The sequence below is a fragment of the Actinomyces gaoshouyii genome (assembly GCF_002072175.1).
GTDB lineage: Bacteria > Actinomycetota > Actinomycetes > Actinomycetales > Actinomycetaceae > Actinomyces > Actinomyces gaoshouyii.
The window spans coordinates 41684-58647 of sequence record NZ_MVIV01000010.1 but is presented as its reverse complement, the minus strand read 5'-3'; the positions used below and the strand labels follow the sequence as shown (position 1 = coordinate 58647).

General features: G+C 71.6%; 10 protein-coding genes. All 10 read left to right on the top strand.

The window, feature by feature from the left end; all coding sequences use genetic code 11:
- The first annotated feature begins 143 nt into the window (after window positions 1-143).
- On the top strand, window positions 144-1214 hold the full coding sequence (locus B1H50_RS08515) for a 3-isopropylmalate dehydrogenase (RefSeq protein ID WP_080463365.1): 1071 nt from the start codon (window positions 144-146) through the stop codon (window positions 1212-1214).
- Window positions 1215-1354: 140 nt separating this feature from the next.
- On the top strand, window positions 1355-2530 hold the full coding sequence (locus B1H50_RS08510; protein WP_080463349.1) for a branched-chain amino acid aminotransferase: 1176 nt from the start codon (window positions 1355-1357) through the stop codon (window positions 2528-2530).
- A gap of 38 nt (window positions 2531-2568) precedes the next feature.
- Window positions 2569-5682, top strand: a complete 3114-nt coding sequence (locus B1H50_RS08505) for a CDP-glycerol glycerophosphotransferase family protein (RefSeq protein ID WP_143231780.1) — start codon at window positions 2569-2571, stop codon at window positions 5680-5682.
- 60 nt (window positions 5683-5742) lie between these two features.
- Window positions 5743-7065: an LCP family protein gene (locus B1H50_RS08500; protein WP_229657979.1), complete on the top strand. Its 1323-nt coding sequence runs from the start codon at window positions 5743-5745 to the stop codon at window positions 7063-7065.
- Between the two features lie 96 nt (window positions 7066-7161).
- On the top strand, window positions 7162-8523 hold the full coding sequence (gene wecC / locus B1H50_RS08495) for a UDP-N-acetyl-D-mannosamine dehydrogenase (RefSeq protein WP_080463347.1): 1362 nt from the start codon (window positions 7162-7164) through the stop codon (window positions 8521-8523).
- A 161-nt stretch (window positions 8524-8684) separates the two neighbouring features.
- Window positions 8685-9077 (top strand): glycerol-3-phosphate cytidylyltransferase, encoded by a 393-nt coding sequence (gene tagD, locus B1H50_RS08490; protein WP_080463346.1) that lies wholly within the window; start codon window positions 8685-8687, stop codon window positions 9075-9077.
- A gap of 43 nt (window positions 9078-9120) precedes the next feature.
- A complete protein-coding gene (locus tag B1H50_RS08485; protein WP_158082838.1) occupies window positions 9121-12822 on the top strand; it encodes a bifunctional glycosyltransferase/CDP-glycerol:glycerophosphate glycerophosphotransferase in 3702 nt (1233 codons plus the stop codon).
- A 50-nt stretch (window positions 12823-12872) separates the two neighbouring features.
- Entirely contained in the window at window positions 12873-13967 is a 1095-nt protein-coding gene (locus tag B1H50_RS08480; RefSeq protein WP_080463344.1) for an XcbB/CpsF family capsular polysaccharide biosynthesis protein, read from the top strand.
- 11 nt (window positions 13968-13978) lie between these two features.
- Entirely contained in the window at window positions 13979-15049 is a 1071-nt protein-coding gene (locus B1H50_RS08475; RefSeq protein ID WP_080463343.1) for an XcbB/CpsF family capsular polysaccharide biosynthesis protein, read from the top strand.
- Window positions 15050-15051: 2 nt separating this feature from the next.
- Complete coding sequence (locus B1H50_RS08470; RefSeq protein WP_080463342.1) at window positions 15052-16926, top strand: glycosyltransferase family protein; 1875 nt, start codon at window positions 15052-15054, stop codon at window positions 16924-16926.
- Window positions 16927-16964 lie beyond the last annotated feature (38 nt).

Here is a 16964-nt window from a genome sequence, read left to right as displayed (position 1 = left end):
GCCGCGCCGGCCTCATGATAGGTAGCCTCGTGCAGTTGCGGGGGACGCTTCGCGAAGTCGTGATCTCATGTCGCTGCGATGGCGCTCCGCCGGAATGCGGACGGTGCGTCTCGCATCGTGACCAGGAGTCGTAGCCTGTGGCCATGACTGAGGCTCGCACCACCATCAAGCTCGCAGTGATCCCCGGCGACGGCATCGGCAAGGAGGTCGTCCCCGAGGGCCTCAAGGTCCTCGACGCCGCCCTGGCCGGCACCGGCACGACCATCGAGCGCACCGATTTCGACCTCGGCGCCGAGCGCTGGCACGCCACGGGCGACACCCTCACCGACGAGGACCTCGCCGCCATCAAGGAGCACGACGCCATCCTCCTGGGCGCAGTCGGCGACCCCTCCGTGCCCTCCGGCGTCCTGGAGCGCGGCCTCCTCCTGCGCCTTCGCTTCGAGCTCGACCACTACGTCAACCTGCGCCCGGCCAAGCACTACCCGGGCGTGCTCACGCCGCTGACCGAGCCCGGGGACATCGACTTCGTCGTCGTGCGCGAGGGCACAGAGGGCCTCTACTGCGGCAACGGCGGCGCTGTGCGCGTGGGAACCCCCCACGAGATCGCCACCGAGGTCAGCGTCAACACCGCCTTCGGCGTCGAGCGCCTCGTGCGCTACGCCTTCGAGCGGGCCAACGCCCGCCGCCGGCGCCTCACCCTCGTCCACAAGCACAACGTCCTCGTCCACGCGGGCCACCTGTGGCGGCGCGTCGTCGAGTCCGTCGCAGCTGACTACCCCGAGGTGAGCGTCGACTACTGCCACGTCGACGCCGCCACCATCTACATGGTCACCGACCCCGCCCGCTTCGACGTCATCGTCACCGACAACCTCTTCGGCGACATCCTCACCGACGAGGCCGGCGCCATCACCGGCGGCATCGGCCTGGCCGCCTCCGGCAGCATCAACCCCGACCGCGTCTTCCCCTCCATGTTCGAGCCCGTCCACGGCTCGGCCCCCGATATTGCGGGCCGGGGAATCGCCGACCCCACGGCCACGATCCTGGCCGCCGCCCTCCTGCTGGAGCACATCGGCGAGCCCGATGCCGCCGCGCGGGTGAGCGCCGCCGTCGACGCCGACATGGGCACCCGGGCGCGCGCCAACGAGGAGGGCGGTCCGCTGACCCGTTCGACCAGCGAGATCGGGGACGCGATCGCCGCAGCACTGCGGGCCTGAGCCGCCGGAGCCCGCCTCCGGGACGCGGCGTCGCCGCGGCGGCGATATCGGGGGCCACCGCGGTGGAGACGGCGCAAGACGGCCAAGACGGCATGCGAGACCCCCTGTCCGGTCAATGAGAACGGACGTAGGGTGTGCCCATGCCTGAGACCACCGCTGCGATGCCGCGCTCCCCGATCGACTCCCTCACGTCCCCGTTGGCCCGCGCCGCGGAGGTCCCCGTCCCCACTGCAGACGAGCTCGCCGACCGCTTCGCGCTCGCCCCCAACCCCGCGCCCGCCAGCGAGGCGGAGCGGACCGAGCGCCTCGCCAACCCCGGGTTCGGATCCAGCTTCACCGACCATATGGCCCACGCCCGCTGGATCGCCGGGCGGGGTTGGACCGATCATGGCATCGTCCCCTTCGCGGATATCAGCCTGTCCCCAGCGGCGGCCGTCCTCCACTACAGCCAGGAGGTTTTCGAGGGCATCAAGGCCTACCGCCACGCCGACGGCTCCGTGTGGACCTTCCGGCCCCGGTACAACGCCGCCCGCATGGCCGCCTCCGCCCGCCGCCTGGCCATGCCCGAGCTTCCCGAGGAGGACTTCATCGCCTCCCTGGTCGGCCTCGTGCGCGCCGACGCCGCCTGGGTCCCCTCCGGCGAGGGCGAGTCCCTCTACCTGCGGCCCTTCGCCTTCGCCTCTGAGGCCTTCCTTGGGGTCCACTCCGCCGGCATCATCGACTACTACGTCATCGCCTCGCCGTCGGGCGCCTACTTCACGGGCGGACTGACACCCATCAGCATCTGGGTCTCCAGCGACTACCACCGCGCCGGTCGGGGCGGCACGGGCGCGGCCAAGACCGGCGGCAACTACGCCGGCTCCCTCCTTCCCCAGCAGATCGCGGTCGAGCACGGCTGCGACCAGGTCTGCTTCCTCGACGACATCACCCAGACGAATATCGAGGAGCTCGGCGGCATGAACCTCATGGTCGTCGACGCCGATGGCACCGTGCGCACGCCCCGCCTGACCGGCACGATCCTCGAGGGCTCCACCCGCTCGGCGATCCTGCGCCTCCTGGCGGATTCCGGACGGCGGGTCGTCGAGGAGACGATCAGCCTGCAGGGCATGCTTGACGGCATCCGCTCCGGGGCCATCAGCGAGGTCTTCGCCTGCGGGACCGCGGCCGTCGTCGTCCCGCTGGGCCGTCTCAAGGGGGAGGGCTTCGAGGTCGAGCTCGGCGGGCACGAGGTGACCAGTGAGATCCACTCCCGGCTGACTGCCATCCAGAACGGCACCGAGCCCGACCCCTACGGATGGATGTACCGGCTCGCCTGAGCCGCGGCTCCATCCCCCGACCCTCCCCACCCCTGATCGTGCCCGGCCCACGGCTGCCCCAGCGCCTCCGACGGCGGTGGGGCAGGCCCGCGCTCAGCTTCGTCCTGGCCTCCCCCGGGGGCCCGGAGGCGGCCCAGGCGGCGATCCGCTCCTGCCTCAACCAGTCCCTGCGCCAGGTCGAGGTCATCGTCGCCGCGGGCGGGGCGGCCGGGGGCAGCACCCTGAGCGGGCCCGCGCGCGAGGCCGTCGAGGCACTCGCCACCCGGGACTGCCGCGTCCGCGTCATCGAGGGCGGCGCCGGGGCGGCCCTGGGTGCCGTCCGCTCCCGATGGGTGCTCCTCATGGGCGGCGAGGATCGGATCGAGCACGATGGGCCCGCCGCCCTCATCGACTCCCTCAAACGATCGGGCTCCGACCTCGCCGTCGGGGCGAGCCGCGTGCTCGACGGCGACTGGCGCGCCGAGCCCCTGGGCCCCGCGGGCCGCGGACTGCGCCTCGAAGAGGCCCCGGGCATCCTGGAGGCCCCGGCGCCCGGCCGTCTCGTGGCCCGCACGAGCGCCTGGCGCCGCCTGGCCCGCGGCGGCGCGCTCGGTGACCCGCAGGACCGCGCCGATGCCGCCCTCGGCCTGCTGCTGGCCGCGCGGCGGATCGACGTCGTCAGCGCCCTCGTCCGCTCCTGCACGGCGGTGGAGCCGCTCAGTCGGGAGCGCCGGCTGGAGCGCCTGGCCCGCACGGCGGATCACCTGCCGACGCTGCTCAGCGGCGCCGCCGCGCCCGTGCGCGAGCGCGTCCTGGGGAGCATCCTGAGAGGCGGGCTCCTGCCCCTCGCCCTATCCGCCGCGACGGCAGGGGACGAGGGGGCCAGGCGCCTGCGCGCCCTGGCCGTCCGGCTCGTCCCCAGTGCGGCCGACCCTGCCTGGGCGATGCTGCCGCTCCTCGACCGGGTGCTGCTCTGGGTCCTGGCCCATGGTCCCCTCGATGAGCTCTGGGAGGCCCTGGCCTCGCGCGCCGAGGACACCACCAGCCTCCCCCTCGTCCCCGACGCCCGTGCCCGGGCCGGCCTGGCGGCCGCCGCCCCCGTCCTGGGCCGCCTGAGGGCCCTGCCCGCGGAGCTGCTCGCCATCCGGCCCATCGACCTGCGCGTGGAGGCTCGTGCCACGAGTCTCGCGTGGCGCGACGCGGGCACCCTCGTCATCGAGGGCTGGGCGCGCGTGCCCGGCCTCGATCCCGCGCTCGCCGGGAGGCCCCGGGTCGCACTCGTCGGCGAGCCGGCCCGCGAGGGAAGCGCCACTCCGGCCCAGGATGGGGCGAGCGCGCCGAGCGCCGTCGAGATCGAGCCGCGCAGCGCCCCCGAGGCCGATGAGGCCGCCCAGGACCCTTGGCGCGGCTACGAGGCCGCGGGCTTCCGCGCCATCGTGACCCTGGGCGGGCCGCCCGGAGCTGGCGCTCTGCTGCGCGTGGCGCTGAGCGCGGGGAACCAGGAGCTCTCGGACCACCTGGCGGCCCCGATCTGGATGAGCGGGGCCGCCAGCTCGGGCGGGAGCGCCGTCTGGCGCGGTGCGGACGGTCGATTGAGGGTAGGCGCGGCACTGGCCGCCCCCGGCGGGGAGTCTTCGGCTCCGGGAGAGGCGCCCGGGACCGCCCGGATCGCACGGGCTTGGACCGAGGGGGAGAGCCTCTGGCTGGAGGGGCCCGGCGGCGACTGGGTGGAGGAGACCCCGGCGCGCCTCGTCCTCACCTCTTCCCGGGGGGCCGCGGAAGCCGCCATGGGGCCCTCCACCTCCCTGTGGCGCGCCTCGATCCCGCTCGACGACCCCGCCATCGCGCGAGGGACCTACCGGCTCCGATGGGCGCTGCCCGGCGGGACGACCGCGGACTGCGCCCCCGCGGCCGGGCTCGCCCCGGTGGTCGACTTGGCCGGCCGCGCTCGCAGCGCGCGGCTCGCCATCGAGACCGGGCGCGTGTCCTTGAGCCTGCTGCCGCCCCTGGCCCCCGGACAGCGAACGCGGCGCGGCAGGCGCCTGCTCATCGACGAGGACGCCGGGCCGCTCGTCGGCGGCGTGCTCCTGGAGTCCTTCCAGGGCCGCAGCGGCGAGGACAGCCCCGGCGCCATCGCCGTGGACCTGGCGCGCCGGGGCTTGGGCGCCCCGCTCTGGTTCTCCGTCGTCGACGGGACGGTGGCCGCGCCGCCCGGCACGATCCCGGTGATCCGCGGCGGCGAGGAGTGGTTCCGCGCCCTGCGCACGGCACGGGTGATCATCACCAACGACTGCCTGCCGATCTGGTGGGCCAAGCGCCCCGGTCAGCGGGTCCTGCAGACCTGGCACGGCACGCCGATCAAGCGCCTCGGCCACGACGCCGCCCCCGGGGCGACCAGCCTCACCTACCTGCGCATGATCACCGCCCAGGCCCCCCAGTGGGACCTGCTGCTCGCGCAGTCGCCCGTCGCCGAGGAGCGCCTGCGCTCGGCACTCGGCTGCACGGGCCCCACCTGGGTGGGGGAGTACCCCCGCAACGCGCCCCTGACCGCCGATGAGCGCTCCCGGGTCGAGATCCGGCGCCGAACACGCGCCGAGCTGGGTGTCGCCGACGACACCCCGGTGGTCCTGCTGGCCCCGACCTGGCGCGAGGATCTGCGCGAGGGGGAGGCCCCGATCACCCGCATCGTCGACGCCGCGGGCATCGCCCGCGAGACCGGCGCCGTCGTCCTGGTGCGCGGACACCACATGAACCGCCTCGCGCTCGCCACCCCGGACGGGCGCCCCGGTGCCCGTCCGCGCGTCATCGACGTCAGCGGGCATCCCCGCGCGGAGGCCCTCATGCTCGCCGCGGACGTCCTCGTCACTGACTACTCGAGCATCATCATGGACTTCGCGCTCACGGGCCGCCCCGCGATCGTGCACGTGCCCGACCTGGAGGACTACCGGCGCCGTCAGGGCCTGTACGGCCACTGGCCCGACGACGCCCCCTGGCCCGTCAGCCACGACGACGCCGAGCTCATCGCCGAGCTGCGCCGGGCCCTGGCCGCTCCTCCTGGCCCGGGCGGCGGGTCGGCCACCGCCGCCCCGGAGGACTCAGGCCCCGATCCCGTCGAGCGGACTTTGGCGCATCTGCGCGCCTGGGTGGCGCAGTCCCTGGGGCATCTGCCCTGATGACACTCCTGCCGGTCTCGCGGGCTGGTGGAAACGCCACTGGTGTGATGCCATAGCCCCATGAACGAGACCCTTGATCTCGTCCCTGCCGCCGATGACAACGCGAGAAATCCGGATGTGCCGAGCGACACCGACGATTCAAGCGCCGAGGCGCTCCTGTCAGGCGATCCGATGAGCCTCGCCGAGCCGGGCCCCAACAACGCCCCGGAGTCGGGCGATCCCGCTGATCCCGAGGAGGACGCCGGTCTCGGCGAGCGGGCTCCCGCCGACGACGTGACTGACGCCTCAGCCGCGCTCGCCATGGCTGCCGCGGCTGACGCCACCCCCGGCGCATCGACGCCCGCAGCTGCCGATGAGGCGCCAGCGGCGCCCCCCGCGCGCCGCTGGCGGATCGCGCTCGTCTCCGTCCTGGTCCTCCTGCTCGTCCTGGTCACGGGCGTCGGCGCCTTCGGATGGTGGCTGCGTCATCGCGTGGACTCGGCCATCGAGAGGATCCCGGACCCCTTTGTCGGCCTCACCGAGCGCCCCTCCGCGGCGGATGTTCAGGGCGATGCCCCGGTCAACATCCTCGTCATGGGGGCGGACTCCCGGATCAGCGCAGGCGACCCTTCCCAGTGGGAGCAGGGCGGCCAGCGCACGGACGCCATGATGATCATCCACGTCAACGGCGACCGCCGGGGCGTCTCGGTCGTCTCCATCCCGAGGGACTCCTGGGTCCCCATCCCCGGGCACGGTACCGGGAAGATCAACTCCGCCTTCTCCTACGGCGGGCCGGGCCTGGCGATTCAGACCGTTGAGAGCCTCACCGGCGTGCGCATCGACCACTTCGCGGTGGCCGACTTCGAGTCCTTCGCCACCCTCACCGACGAGATCGGCGGGGTGACGCTCCGCCTGGAGAAGCCGACCACGCTGGCGGGCACCGAGTTCGCCGCGGGCTCCCAGCGCCTCAACGGTGCGCAGGCCCTGGCCTTCACCAGGGAGCGCTACAGCCTCTCCCGCGGCGACTTCTCCAGGATCCAGCGCCAGCAGGCCTGGATGCGCGCCATCGTCTCCCAGGTCCTCAACGGGGGCCTCATGTCCGATCCCGCGGGGCTCTACAGTGTCCTCTCCGCGGCGGCCGGCACCATGTCGGTGGATGAGGGCTTCTCCATCGATGAGATGCAGTCCCTCGCCCTGAGCCTGCGAGGCCTGGGGCCGAGCGGCATCGCCTATGTGACCGCCCCCTTCCAGGGGACGAGCACGAGTGAGGACGGCCAGTCGATCGTCCTGCTGGACCAGGCCGCCGACGCCCCGCTCTTCGAGGCGGTCGCCAACGACACCGTCTCCCAGTACCTCGCCGAGCACGCCGACGCCGTCCCGCAGCTGCCAGCGGCTGTCGAGTGAGGCGGAGGTCGTGCGGCCCCGCTCGCCGGCCGCGAGCAGCATCACCGGAAATAGGCGGCATCAGCGGCCCCCTGGGTCTTCAGATGGAGTGAGACAGTGACGACGACGCGGACCCTCGCCCCGGCCGACCCATCGGACGGGACCCCCATCAGCACCGTGGCGGTGGTCGGCCTGGGATACATCGGCCTGCCCACCGCCGCGGCCCTGAGCAGCGCCGGCCTGAGGGTCATCGGCGTGGACACCTCCGCGTCGAGGGTCGAGGCCGTGGGCAGGGGCGAACCCCCCTTCGTCGAGGAGGGCCTCAAGCAAGCCGTCGCCGAGCAGATCATGAGGGGCAGGCTCACCGCGCAGCGGACCATGCCCCGGGCCGACGCCTACATCGTCGCCGTCCCCACCCCCCTGGCCGCCAGCCACCGGGCGGACCTGGGCAGTGTCGACGCCGCGGGAGCGGCCATCGCGCCGGTCCTGGTCGGGGGCGAGCTCGTCATCCTGGAGTCGACGTCGCCGCCGGGCACCACGGCTCGCCTGGCCCGCGCCATCCAAGTGGCGCGCCCTGACCTGTCGGTCCCTGTCTCCGAACAGGACGACGCGGGCGGCGCGATCAGCAGTGCCACCGCCTGCGCCGCTCCCGCGCGGCGCGTCGGCGCGGCCGTCGACGTCGTCCACTGCCCCGAGCGGGTGCTGCCGGGGCGGGCGATGGCCGAGATCGTCGAGAACGACAGGATCATCGGCGGGCTCACCGCCCGAGGGGCGCGGCGGGCCCGCGACCTCTACGCCGCCTTCTCCACCGGCGAGCTCCTGCTCACCGACGCGCGCACGGCGGAGCTGGCCAAACTGGCGGAGAACGCCTACCGGGACGTCAACATCGCATTCGCCAACGAGCTCGCCGCGATCTGCGCCGACCAGGGCGTGGACCCCTGGGAGCTCATCGAGCTGGCCAACCGGCACCCGAGGGTATCGATCCTCAAGCCCGGCCCCGGTGTGGGCGGGCACTGCATCGCGGTGGACCCCTGGTTCATCGTCGAGGCCGCCCCCGAGCGGGCGCGGCTCATCCGCGCCGCCCGCGAGGTCAACGACGCCACGCCCGGACGCGTCGTCGAGCAGGTGCTGAGCGCCGTGAGGGGGCAGGCGACCCCCACCATCGCGGCGCTGGGGCTCGCGTTCAAGGCCGACGTCGACGATCTGCGCGGATCTCCCGCCCTGGCGATCGTTGAAGCGCTGGCACGGGCGCTCCCGCGCGCGCGGATCATCGTCGCCGAGCCGCATATCGACGCCCTGCCGGAGTCCCTATCCGGCTGGCCCGGAGTGAGCCTGGCGCCCGTCGAGGACGCGGTGGCCCGGGCGAGCACAGTGGTCCTCCTCGTGGACCACCGGGAGATGCGCGGCCTCGACCATGCGTCGCTCGCCGGCAGGGCGGTCATCGACACCCGGGGCCTCTGGCGGAAGCGGCAATCCTGAAAGTTCACTGAGAATTGGCAGGTCAAGTGCTGTTCCTGTGAGGTTGTCCATGGAATTGCGACCATTGAACGGGTGACAGGATCGGATTGATCGACCATACTCGATGTCGAATCGTGATCTTCGGTTCTGAAGGTGCTCTGGCCTCTCTGAGGAGTTCTTCGATGCGTCGCGTCATCACATATGGGACATTCGATCTCCTGCACTACGGTCATATCGAGCTGCTCCGACGCGCGAGGGCCCTCGGCGACTATCTCGTGGTCGCCCTGTCGTCTGATGAATTCAATGCCGGGAAGGGCAAGAAGGCCTACTTCTCCTATGAGGAGCGCCGGGCGATGCTCGAGGCCATCCGCTATGTCGACCTGGTGGTACCCGAGAACAACTGGGAGCAGAAGGTCGATGACCTAGTCAAGTACGAGATCGACACCTTCGTCATGGGTGACGACTGGACGGGTCGGTTCGATGAGCAGCTCGGCGGTCTGTGCGAGATCGTGTACCTGCCCCGGACGCCTGAGATATCGACGACACAGATCAAGGGTGATATGGCCCAGTCCTGATCCCCTGCTGACATCCCGCGAGAACGAGCACGAAGGAGGCCCGATGGCCGCGGACAGCCCCGAATCCTCCGCGACAACCGCGTTGAAGCCGATCTGGCGCGCCGTGGTGCCGAAGTCCGTGCGGCGGGCGCTCTACCACCGGCGCCATCAGACCGCCGAGCAGCACCAGCAGCCGTCCCACCTGCCGCCCGTGCTCGCGGCCGCCGCCTCCACCGAGCCGGTCCAGCACTCCATGACCACCGGCCCCAAGCTCTCCGTCATCATCCCGGTGTACAAGGTCGAGGACTACCTCGATGCCGCCGTCGAGTCCGTGGTCAAGCAGACCTACAAGGATATGGAGATCATTCTCGTCGACGACGGCTCGCCGGACCGTTGCGGCCAGATGTGCGACGCCTGGGCAGCCCGCGACTCCCGCATCCGCGTGCTCCACAAGCCCAACGGCGGGCTCTCGGACGCGCGCAACGCGGGAATGGCCGTCGCCACCGGGGACTTCATCGGCTTCGTCGACTCCGATGATCTCCTGGACCCGCGCGCCTATGAGCGCCTCATGGGCGCCCTGGAGCACAGCGGATCGGATATCGCCACGGGCAACGTGCTCCGATTCCAGGGCGAGAGGAAATGGCAGGGCTGGAACCAGGGGTACTCCCACGACCAGTCCCTCTACCCCGAGCTTGCACCCGGGTCGAGGGTGGTCACCGGTGTCCAGATCCAGGATCATCCCGAGCTCATGTTCGACACGACATCCTGGAACAAGGTCTACCGGCGGTCGCTGCTGGCGGCCAATGGCATCGACTTCCCCGTCGGCAAGCTCTACGAGGACATGTTCCCCGTGGCCCGCGCCTACGCTGCGGCCTCGGCGATCGACGTCGTCTTCGACTCGGTCTACCTCTACCGCGAGCGCGAGGACCGCTCCTCCATCACCCAGAAGCGCGGGGAGTTGAAGAACCTCGTCGACAAGATGGAGATGGTGGACCGCACCTGGGAACTCGTGGCCCACCAGGACAACCCCGAGGTCCTGCGCGACACCCTCCTGTTCAAGCTCCTCGAGGGGGACCTGCCCGTCTACGCCCCCTACCTCGGGCGCGACCCCCAGTTTGACCAGGCCTACATCTCCACCCTCACCCGCTACTGGCCGTACGTGACCCCCGATCTCATGGGCCGCATCCCGCTGGGGCGCCGGGCCCTCGTGGCCTGGCAGGCCCGAGGCGAGATCGCGATGGCCGACCGCGCCGAGGCGTGGATCAACAGGCACTTCTTCGACATCCCCATCGTCGAGGACGAGCGGGGCATCCGGGCCGATCTCAGCGTCAACACCGAGATGCTCGCCCCCCTCATCGAGGGCGGCTACGACTCGATGACCCGCTACGCCAAGCCCCGCTGCACCGTCACCGAGGCGCAGATCCGTGACGGGCTGCTCACCGTCGAGGGCTACGCCTTCCTCGACATCCTGCCCACCGGAGCCGAGCAGGTCATCTCCTTCGAGTTGCGCTCCACCGACGGGCTGACCGTGCCCATCGAGCACCGCCGCGTGCGCAACGAGTGGGCCAACGGCTCCTGGCCCGCCGGCATCGGGGACCGCGAGGACTGCGGCTTCATCATCTCCGAGCCCCTGGCCACCCGCCTGCCGGCACTCCCCGAGGAGCCCGGTATCTCGCGCACATGGAGCATGTGGTACTCGGTGGCCTCTCGCACCCACGCCTCCGACTTCGAGGAACTGCGCCCCGTGTGGCGCGGCGGCGCGATCCGCCTGGGCGACACCGCCATCTCCGACGACGGCTGGAGCGCCTCCATCGACTGGTCCTCCTGGACCAGGCCCCTGACCTTGGACCAGCGCCGATTCTCCTTCATGGCCACCGGCGTCGTCGAGCGCGACGCCAGCCTCGCCACCATCATCCGCTCCGTCGACGGCTCTGCGATCCGCGAGGCCCGCTACATCCGCGATCACGACTCCACCATCCTGCCCGCGGTCCTCAAGGCCGCCGCCGACGGCGCCGTCGAGGCCTCGATATCCATGTCGAGGGTCCCGGGCCGTGACGTCCCCAAGGGGGCCCGCAATGGCTGGCACCTGGAGGTCAAGAGCGCCCGCGGAGACTGGGAGCGAGTCGTGCCCGCCCAGGGCCTCGTGCGCGAGAGCCCCGACCGGACCTGGTCGGTTCGCGGCGACTCCGATGGCTCCCTGTGCCTCGTCGACGGCGCCTCCTCCCTCATCGTCGACGAGATCACCTACGAGGACCACGCCTGGCGCCTGACCGGGTGCTGCCCCGCGGAGGTCGACCCCGCGTCCACGGTCTCCATGTGGAGCGATCAGGGGGCCTTCGAGCACTGCGCCTTCGAGATCCCCTCGCCCGGGCGCTTCGCTGTGACCATCCGCCCCTGGAAGAAGGGCTGGTACGCCGACCGCGAGATCGCCTGGAGGACGGGGGAGTACCACTTCTGGCTGCGCGTGGACGGGCGGGACTCCAAGTACCGCATCCGCGCCAACTCCTCGCTGCTCCAGACCACCCTCCAGATGAACATCTGGGATGGCGCGCTGCACTCGCGCTTCCACGTCTCCGCCGACTCCCTGGACATGACCATGCGGGTCGACGAGGGACTGCTCCACACCGAGCGCGGCCGCCACAACCGATTCCGGCTCCTGGGCCAGTGGAAGACCGCCACGGGCATCGAGCCCATGGACGCCGCTGTATTCGCCTCTTTCATGGAGGGCCACGCCGCCGACTCGCCCCTGGCCCTCTTCGAGGAGCTCAAGAGGCAGGACACCGACCTGGACCTCTACTGGGCCGTCAATGACGGCTCGGTCGTCGTGCCCGACGGCGCCACCCCGCTGCTCAAGGGCTCCACGAAGTGGTTCGAGGTGCTCGCCCGGGCCCGCTACGTCGTCAACAACGTCGGCGGCATCGAGGGATACGGGAACCGCCCCTTCCAGCGCTACCTGCAGACCTGGCACGGCACGCCGCTCAAGCACATCGGGCGCTCCCATATCGAGGAGACGCCCTGGACCTACGCCGTCGGCGCCCTGCGGGGCCGCGAGGAGAGCTCGGAGTGGGACGGCCTCGTCTCGCCCAACCCCTTCTTCTCCTCCATCGCCGCCCGCGAGTTCTTCTACGACGGCCCGATCCTGGAGATCGGCTACCCCCGCAACGACCGCCTCGTGCGGGCCGACGAGGCCGAGCGCGCCCATGTGCGCTCCCGCCTCGGTCTGCGCGCCGACGCCCGGGTGTTGCTGTACGCCCCGACCTTCCGCGAGACCGGCGCCGGCGGTCAGGTCTCGGCCATGCGAGAGCTGCTCGACCTGGACCGCCTGGCCGACGAGCTCGGCGAGGAGTGGACCATCATCCTGCGCGGGCACAACTACAACCGCCGGGCCTCGGCCAAGGACGCCAGCCGGGCCCGGATCCTCGACCTGACCGAGCACCACGACATCAACGACCTGCTCATCATCTCCGACGCACTGGTCACGGACTACTCCTCGGTCATGTTCGACTACCTGTGCACCGGTAAGCCCGTGTTCAACTACGTCCCCGACCTGGAGGACTACACAGCCTCGCGCGGCATGTACATGACAGTGGGGGAGTGCGCGGTGGGACCCCTCCTGTACGAGCAGGACGCCCTCCTCGCCGAGCTCCAGGGCATCGACGCCTACAACGAGCGCTACGGCGACCGCTACCGCCAGCGGGCCGAGTTCTTCGTCCCCTGGGACGACGGGCACGCCTCCGAGCGGGCGCTCGGCGCCCTCATGACCTGACCGACCGACAAGCAGCGACATCCCAGCCGAGTCCAGCACGAGGAGGAACAGTGGGAGTCTTCGACGACGTGGGGACCGTCCGCCAGGAGGCGGGCAGCAGGACAGTGACCGTGGACCTGCCCTCGCTCATGACCTCGCCGCAGGCGACTCTCAGGCCCGCGACCATGGCGCCGCCGGACCGCCTGAGGGTCACCGACGAGCGCTTGAGCACAGGCACCACTCTCATCGCCCTGGCCCGCCAGGACCCGGGCGTCAGGGCCGCGCTCAAGGAGATCACCGCCGAGGGCTATCTCGTGGCGGGCGCCGGCGACGGCGAGGGCATCCTCGTGCGCCGCGGCTGCGTCGGCTCCTTCTGGGACGAAGTGCGCACCGGTGAATGCTCGCTGACCCGCTCCGGCGTTGCCTACTCCTACCACGAGCCCGAGCAGGGACTGCCCGCCCGCTACCTCGTCGTCGTCTTCTCCGGCATGCACTCGGACTGGAACCACCCCGGGCTGGACCGCTACATCTTCCCCCAGTTCCGGCACATCGGGTCCCTCACGCCCCCCGGCACCGCCGTGCTGAGACTGGGAGACCTGGGCGGCGTCTCCGGCTCCTTCTTCATGGACACCGCGGATGCGCCGTCGAACTGCGACGACATCTCCGAGCTCATCGTGGCCGCCATCCAAAGGCTCGGCCTGCCGCCTCAGCGCGTCTGCCTCATCGGACCCTCCAAGGGCGCCACCGGCGCCGCCATCCACGGGCTGCGCCTCCACCTGCCCTTCATCGCCGTCGACCCGATCGTCGACGACACCTTCTATCGGGAGGAGCGCGACGATCAGCACTTCACCGGGGCCCCCATCTTCCCCAGGCGCGTCGAGGAGGTCCTCGCCGAGCTCATCGACGAGCCCGGCTCCGCCTGCCCGCCGCCCAGCGTCGTCCTGACCGCCCGGGGCTCCGAGATCTCCTCCGACGCCCTCGCCTTCGCCCGGGACCTGAGGCGCCCCTGCGCCGTCTACGAATCCGACGACCCCAGGGTCGGCGCCCACCCCCACGTGGCGCGCGCGGTCCTCGGGCCCGCCATCGCCGCGCTCAACGCCATCCTGCTGGGGATCCCGGTGGGGAGCACGATCGCGGCGCCACCCACCAGCGCCCGCAAGAGTTGAGAGGTACCGAGATGGATTACCTAGACGGTGTCGAGCTCCTGCCCCGCCGCCCCCACAAGGGCGTGTGGGACGTCCCCCTCGACGACTTCGCCTCCGACCCGGCCGGCTTCCAGGTCGCCCTGGCCGAGCAGGACCCCGACTTCATCCGGGTCGCCGACGCCGTGATCACCGGCCCCGGGGGCCCCATCGGGGCGGGCCGCTCCGACGCCCGCCTTCACGCCCTTCACAAGCTCCTGGCCGGCAAGGGCTACCTCATCTGGGAGGGCGGCGACGGCGTCGCCAAGTACATCGTCCGCGGCCGGATCCGCAGCTTCTGGGAGCCCATCACCTCCGGCAGGATCTCCATGACGAAGGACGGCGTCCTCTACCAGATGATCCTGCCCGAGGGCGGCAACGCCCTGCGGCGCCTCGTCGTGGTCTTCTCGGCGATCCACACGAACGACAACGAGGCCTCCCTGTGGAGGTACTTTCCCCACCACTACCAGCACCTGCGCGGATTGACCCCCGGGGATACCGCCATCCTGCGCATCGGCGACCTGGGAGGCGTCGTCGGCTCCTTCTACGGAGACACCCTCGACGCCCCCGGCAACGCCACCGCCATCAGCGCGCTCATCGCTCGGGTGATCCGCTCCTTCGAGATCCCGCCGGCGCAGGTCTGCCTCCTGGGATCCTCCAAGGGCGCCACCGGAGCGGTGCGCCACGGGGTGGCCCTCGGCCTGCCCTTCGTGGCCGCCGACCCCGTGCTCGGGGACCAGTACTACGAGCGCTCCCGCGACGACGCCCACTTCACGGGCCCGGAGGTCTTCACCTCCACCAAGGAAGCGGTCTTCACCCAGCTCCTGGCCTCCGAGCGCCCCACCGGCGCCAGGGGCGTGTTCCTCACCTCCCCGCAGTCGCCGCAGCACGACATGGTCGCCCAGTACGCCCAGCGCCTGAGGCGCCCCACCCTCCTCTTCGACTCCTCGGACTACAGGATCACCGACCGCCCATGGGAGCCCGGAGCCGTCCTCGGCCCGACCATCATGGCCGTCAACGCCCTCATCCTGGGCTGGTCCCTGCCTGAGGGCACCATCGAGCTGTGAGCATGCGGCGCGCGCTGTGGCACCTGCGCCACGGCGGCCCGGCCGGCCTGAGGGAGCACCGCCGCCGCCGGCGCGCCGCTCGGCCCACCACGAGCCGGCGGCGCGCGCGTCCCGCCGTCCCGCGGGGAGTGGAGGGCATCCCCGATTGGGATCTCCCCGAGGCCACGGCGCCCCGGCACGACGTGACCGTCGGGGTCATCGCCGACGAGTTCACCTCCCTCGCCCTGCGCTACGAGTGGCGCGCCGTGGTCCTGGACCCGGTGCGCTGGCGAGCCCAGCTCGCCGAGCAGCCCCTCGACCTCATCTTCGTGGAGTCCGCCTGGCATGGGAACGACGACGCCTGGATCTACCAGATCCTCGGCGACTCAGCCCCCTCCGAGGGGCTGCGGGAGCTCATCGCCGAGGCTCGGGCCGCCGGGATCCCCACGGTCTTCTGGAACAAGGAGGACCCCGCCCACTACGACGACGCCATCGCCACTGCCGCCCTCTTCGACCGCGTCTACACCACGGACTCCACCCTCGTGCCGCGCTACCGGGACGAGCTCGGGCACGACCGCGTCGGCGTCCTGCCCTTCGCTGCTCAGCTCTCCATCCACAACCCCATCCGCCTGGTCGGCCCGGACGGGCGACCCGTGGAGCGCCACGGCATCGCCTTCGCCGGCATGTACTTCGCCCACAAGTACCCCGAGCGCCGCGAGCAGATGGACACCCTGCTCGGCGCCGCCGCCGATGCCGGGCGCTGCACGGGCCACGGCCTCGTCATCTACTCGCGCTACCTGGGGGATGACGACCGCTACCAGTTCCCCGCGCCCCACGACGCCGCCGTGCGCGGCAGCCTCGACTACGTCCAGATGCTGTCCGCCTACCGCGCCCACCGGGTCTTCCTCAACGTCAACTCCGTGGTGACCAGCCCCTCGATGATGGCGCGGCGCATCTTCGAGATCACCGCCTGCGGCACGCCCGTCGTCACTATGCCCAGTCCCGCCACCGGCGCCTTCCTGCCCGCCGGGAGCCTCGCCGTCGTCGGCGACCGCGCCGGTGCCGAGCGCGCCATGCGGGCGCTCTGCGCCAATCCCGAGCTCGGCGATCGCATGACGCACCTCGCCCAGCGCGAGATCTGGGCGCATCACACCTACACCCACCGGGTGGACGCGGTCCTGGCCGACTTGGGGATGCCCGAGCGGCGCCACCGGCCGCCCTCCGTCGCCCCCCTCATCTCCACCAACCGGCCCCATCGCCTGGTGGGCGTCCTGGAGAGCCTCGCCGCCCAGGAGGAGGTGGAGATCCGCCCGATCATCCTCACCCACGGCTTCGAGGCCGACCCCGCCGCCCGCGCCCGCGCCCGCGAGCTCGGCCTGGAGCCCACGTGGATGAGCGCGCCGACCAGTACCAGTCTCGGCTCCAACTACACGGCCATGCTCCAACGGGTCGAGGCCGATCTCATCGCCAAGATGGACGACGACGACCTCTATGGGCCCCACTACCTGTCCGAGGCTCTCACGGCCATCGACTACTCGGGCGCCGGCATCGTCGGCAAGCACGCCCACTACGTGCACCTGGCGGGTAGCGATCTCACCGTTCTGCGCTTCCCCGAATGGGAGCACAGGTACACCTCCTTCGTCTCCGGCCCGACGATCGTGGCCAGGGCCGACCTCGCGCGGGCCGTCGGCTTCCCCGATACCGGCCAGGGTGAGGACACCGCACTGCTGCGCGGCGCCATCGACGCCGGCGTGAGCATCTACTCCACCTCCCGGTTCGGCTTCGTCCAGCGCCGGGGCGCCGCCGCCGATCACACGTGGGCCATCGATGACGCCGAGATCCTGGCGACCTCACGCATCAGCCACGTCGGCGCTCCGGGGGCCACCGCGATGCCCTGAGCCGTCCCATGCGGGTCCCGCCGGGATACTCCGCCGGT

What these genes read in the sequence shown, in the direction of transcription:
- B1H50_RS08515 (WP_080463365.1), top strand. Translation starts at nt 144, where the DNA reads ATGACTGAGGCTCGCACCACCATCAAGCTCGCAGTGATCCCCGGCGAC.
- B1H50_RS08510 (WP_080463349.1), top strand. Translation starts at nt 1,355, where the DNA reads ATGCCTGAGACCACCGCTGCGATGCCGCGCTCCCCGATCGACTCCCTC.
- B1H50_RS08500 (WP_229657979.1), top strand. Translation starts at nt 5,743, where the DNA reads ATGAACGAGACCCTTGATCTCGTCCCTGCCGCCGATGACAACGCGAGA.
- tagD (WP_080463346.1), top strand. Translation starts at nt 8,685, where the DNA reads ATGCGTCGCGTCATCACATATGGGACATTCGATCTCCTGCACTACGGT.
- B1H50_RS08485 (WP_158082838.1), top strand. Translation starts at nt 9,121, where the DNA reads ATGGCCGCGGACAGCCCCGAATCCTCCGCGACAACCGCGTTGAAGCCG.
- B1H50_RS08475 (WP_080463343.1), top strand. Translation starts at nt 13,979, where the DNA reads ATGGATTACCTAGACGGTGTCGAGCTCCTGCCCCGCCGCCCCCACAAG.
- B1H50_RS08470 (WP_080463342.1), top strand. Translation starts at nt 15,052, where the DNA reads ATGCGGCGCGCGCTGTGGCACCTGCGCCACGGCGGCCCGGCCGGCCTG.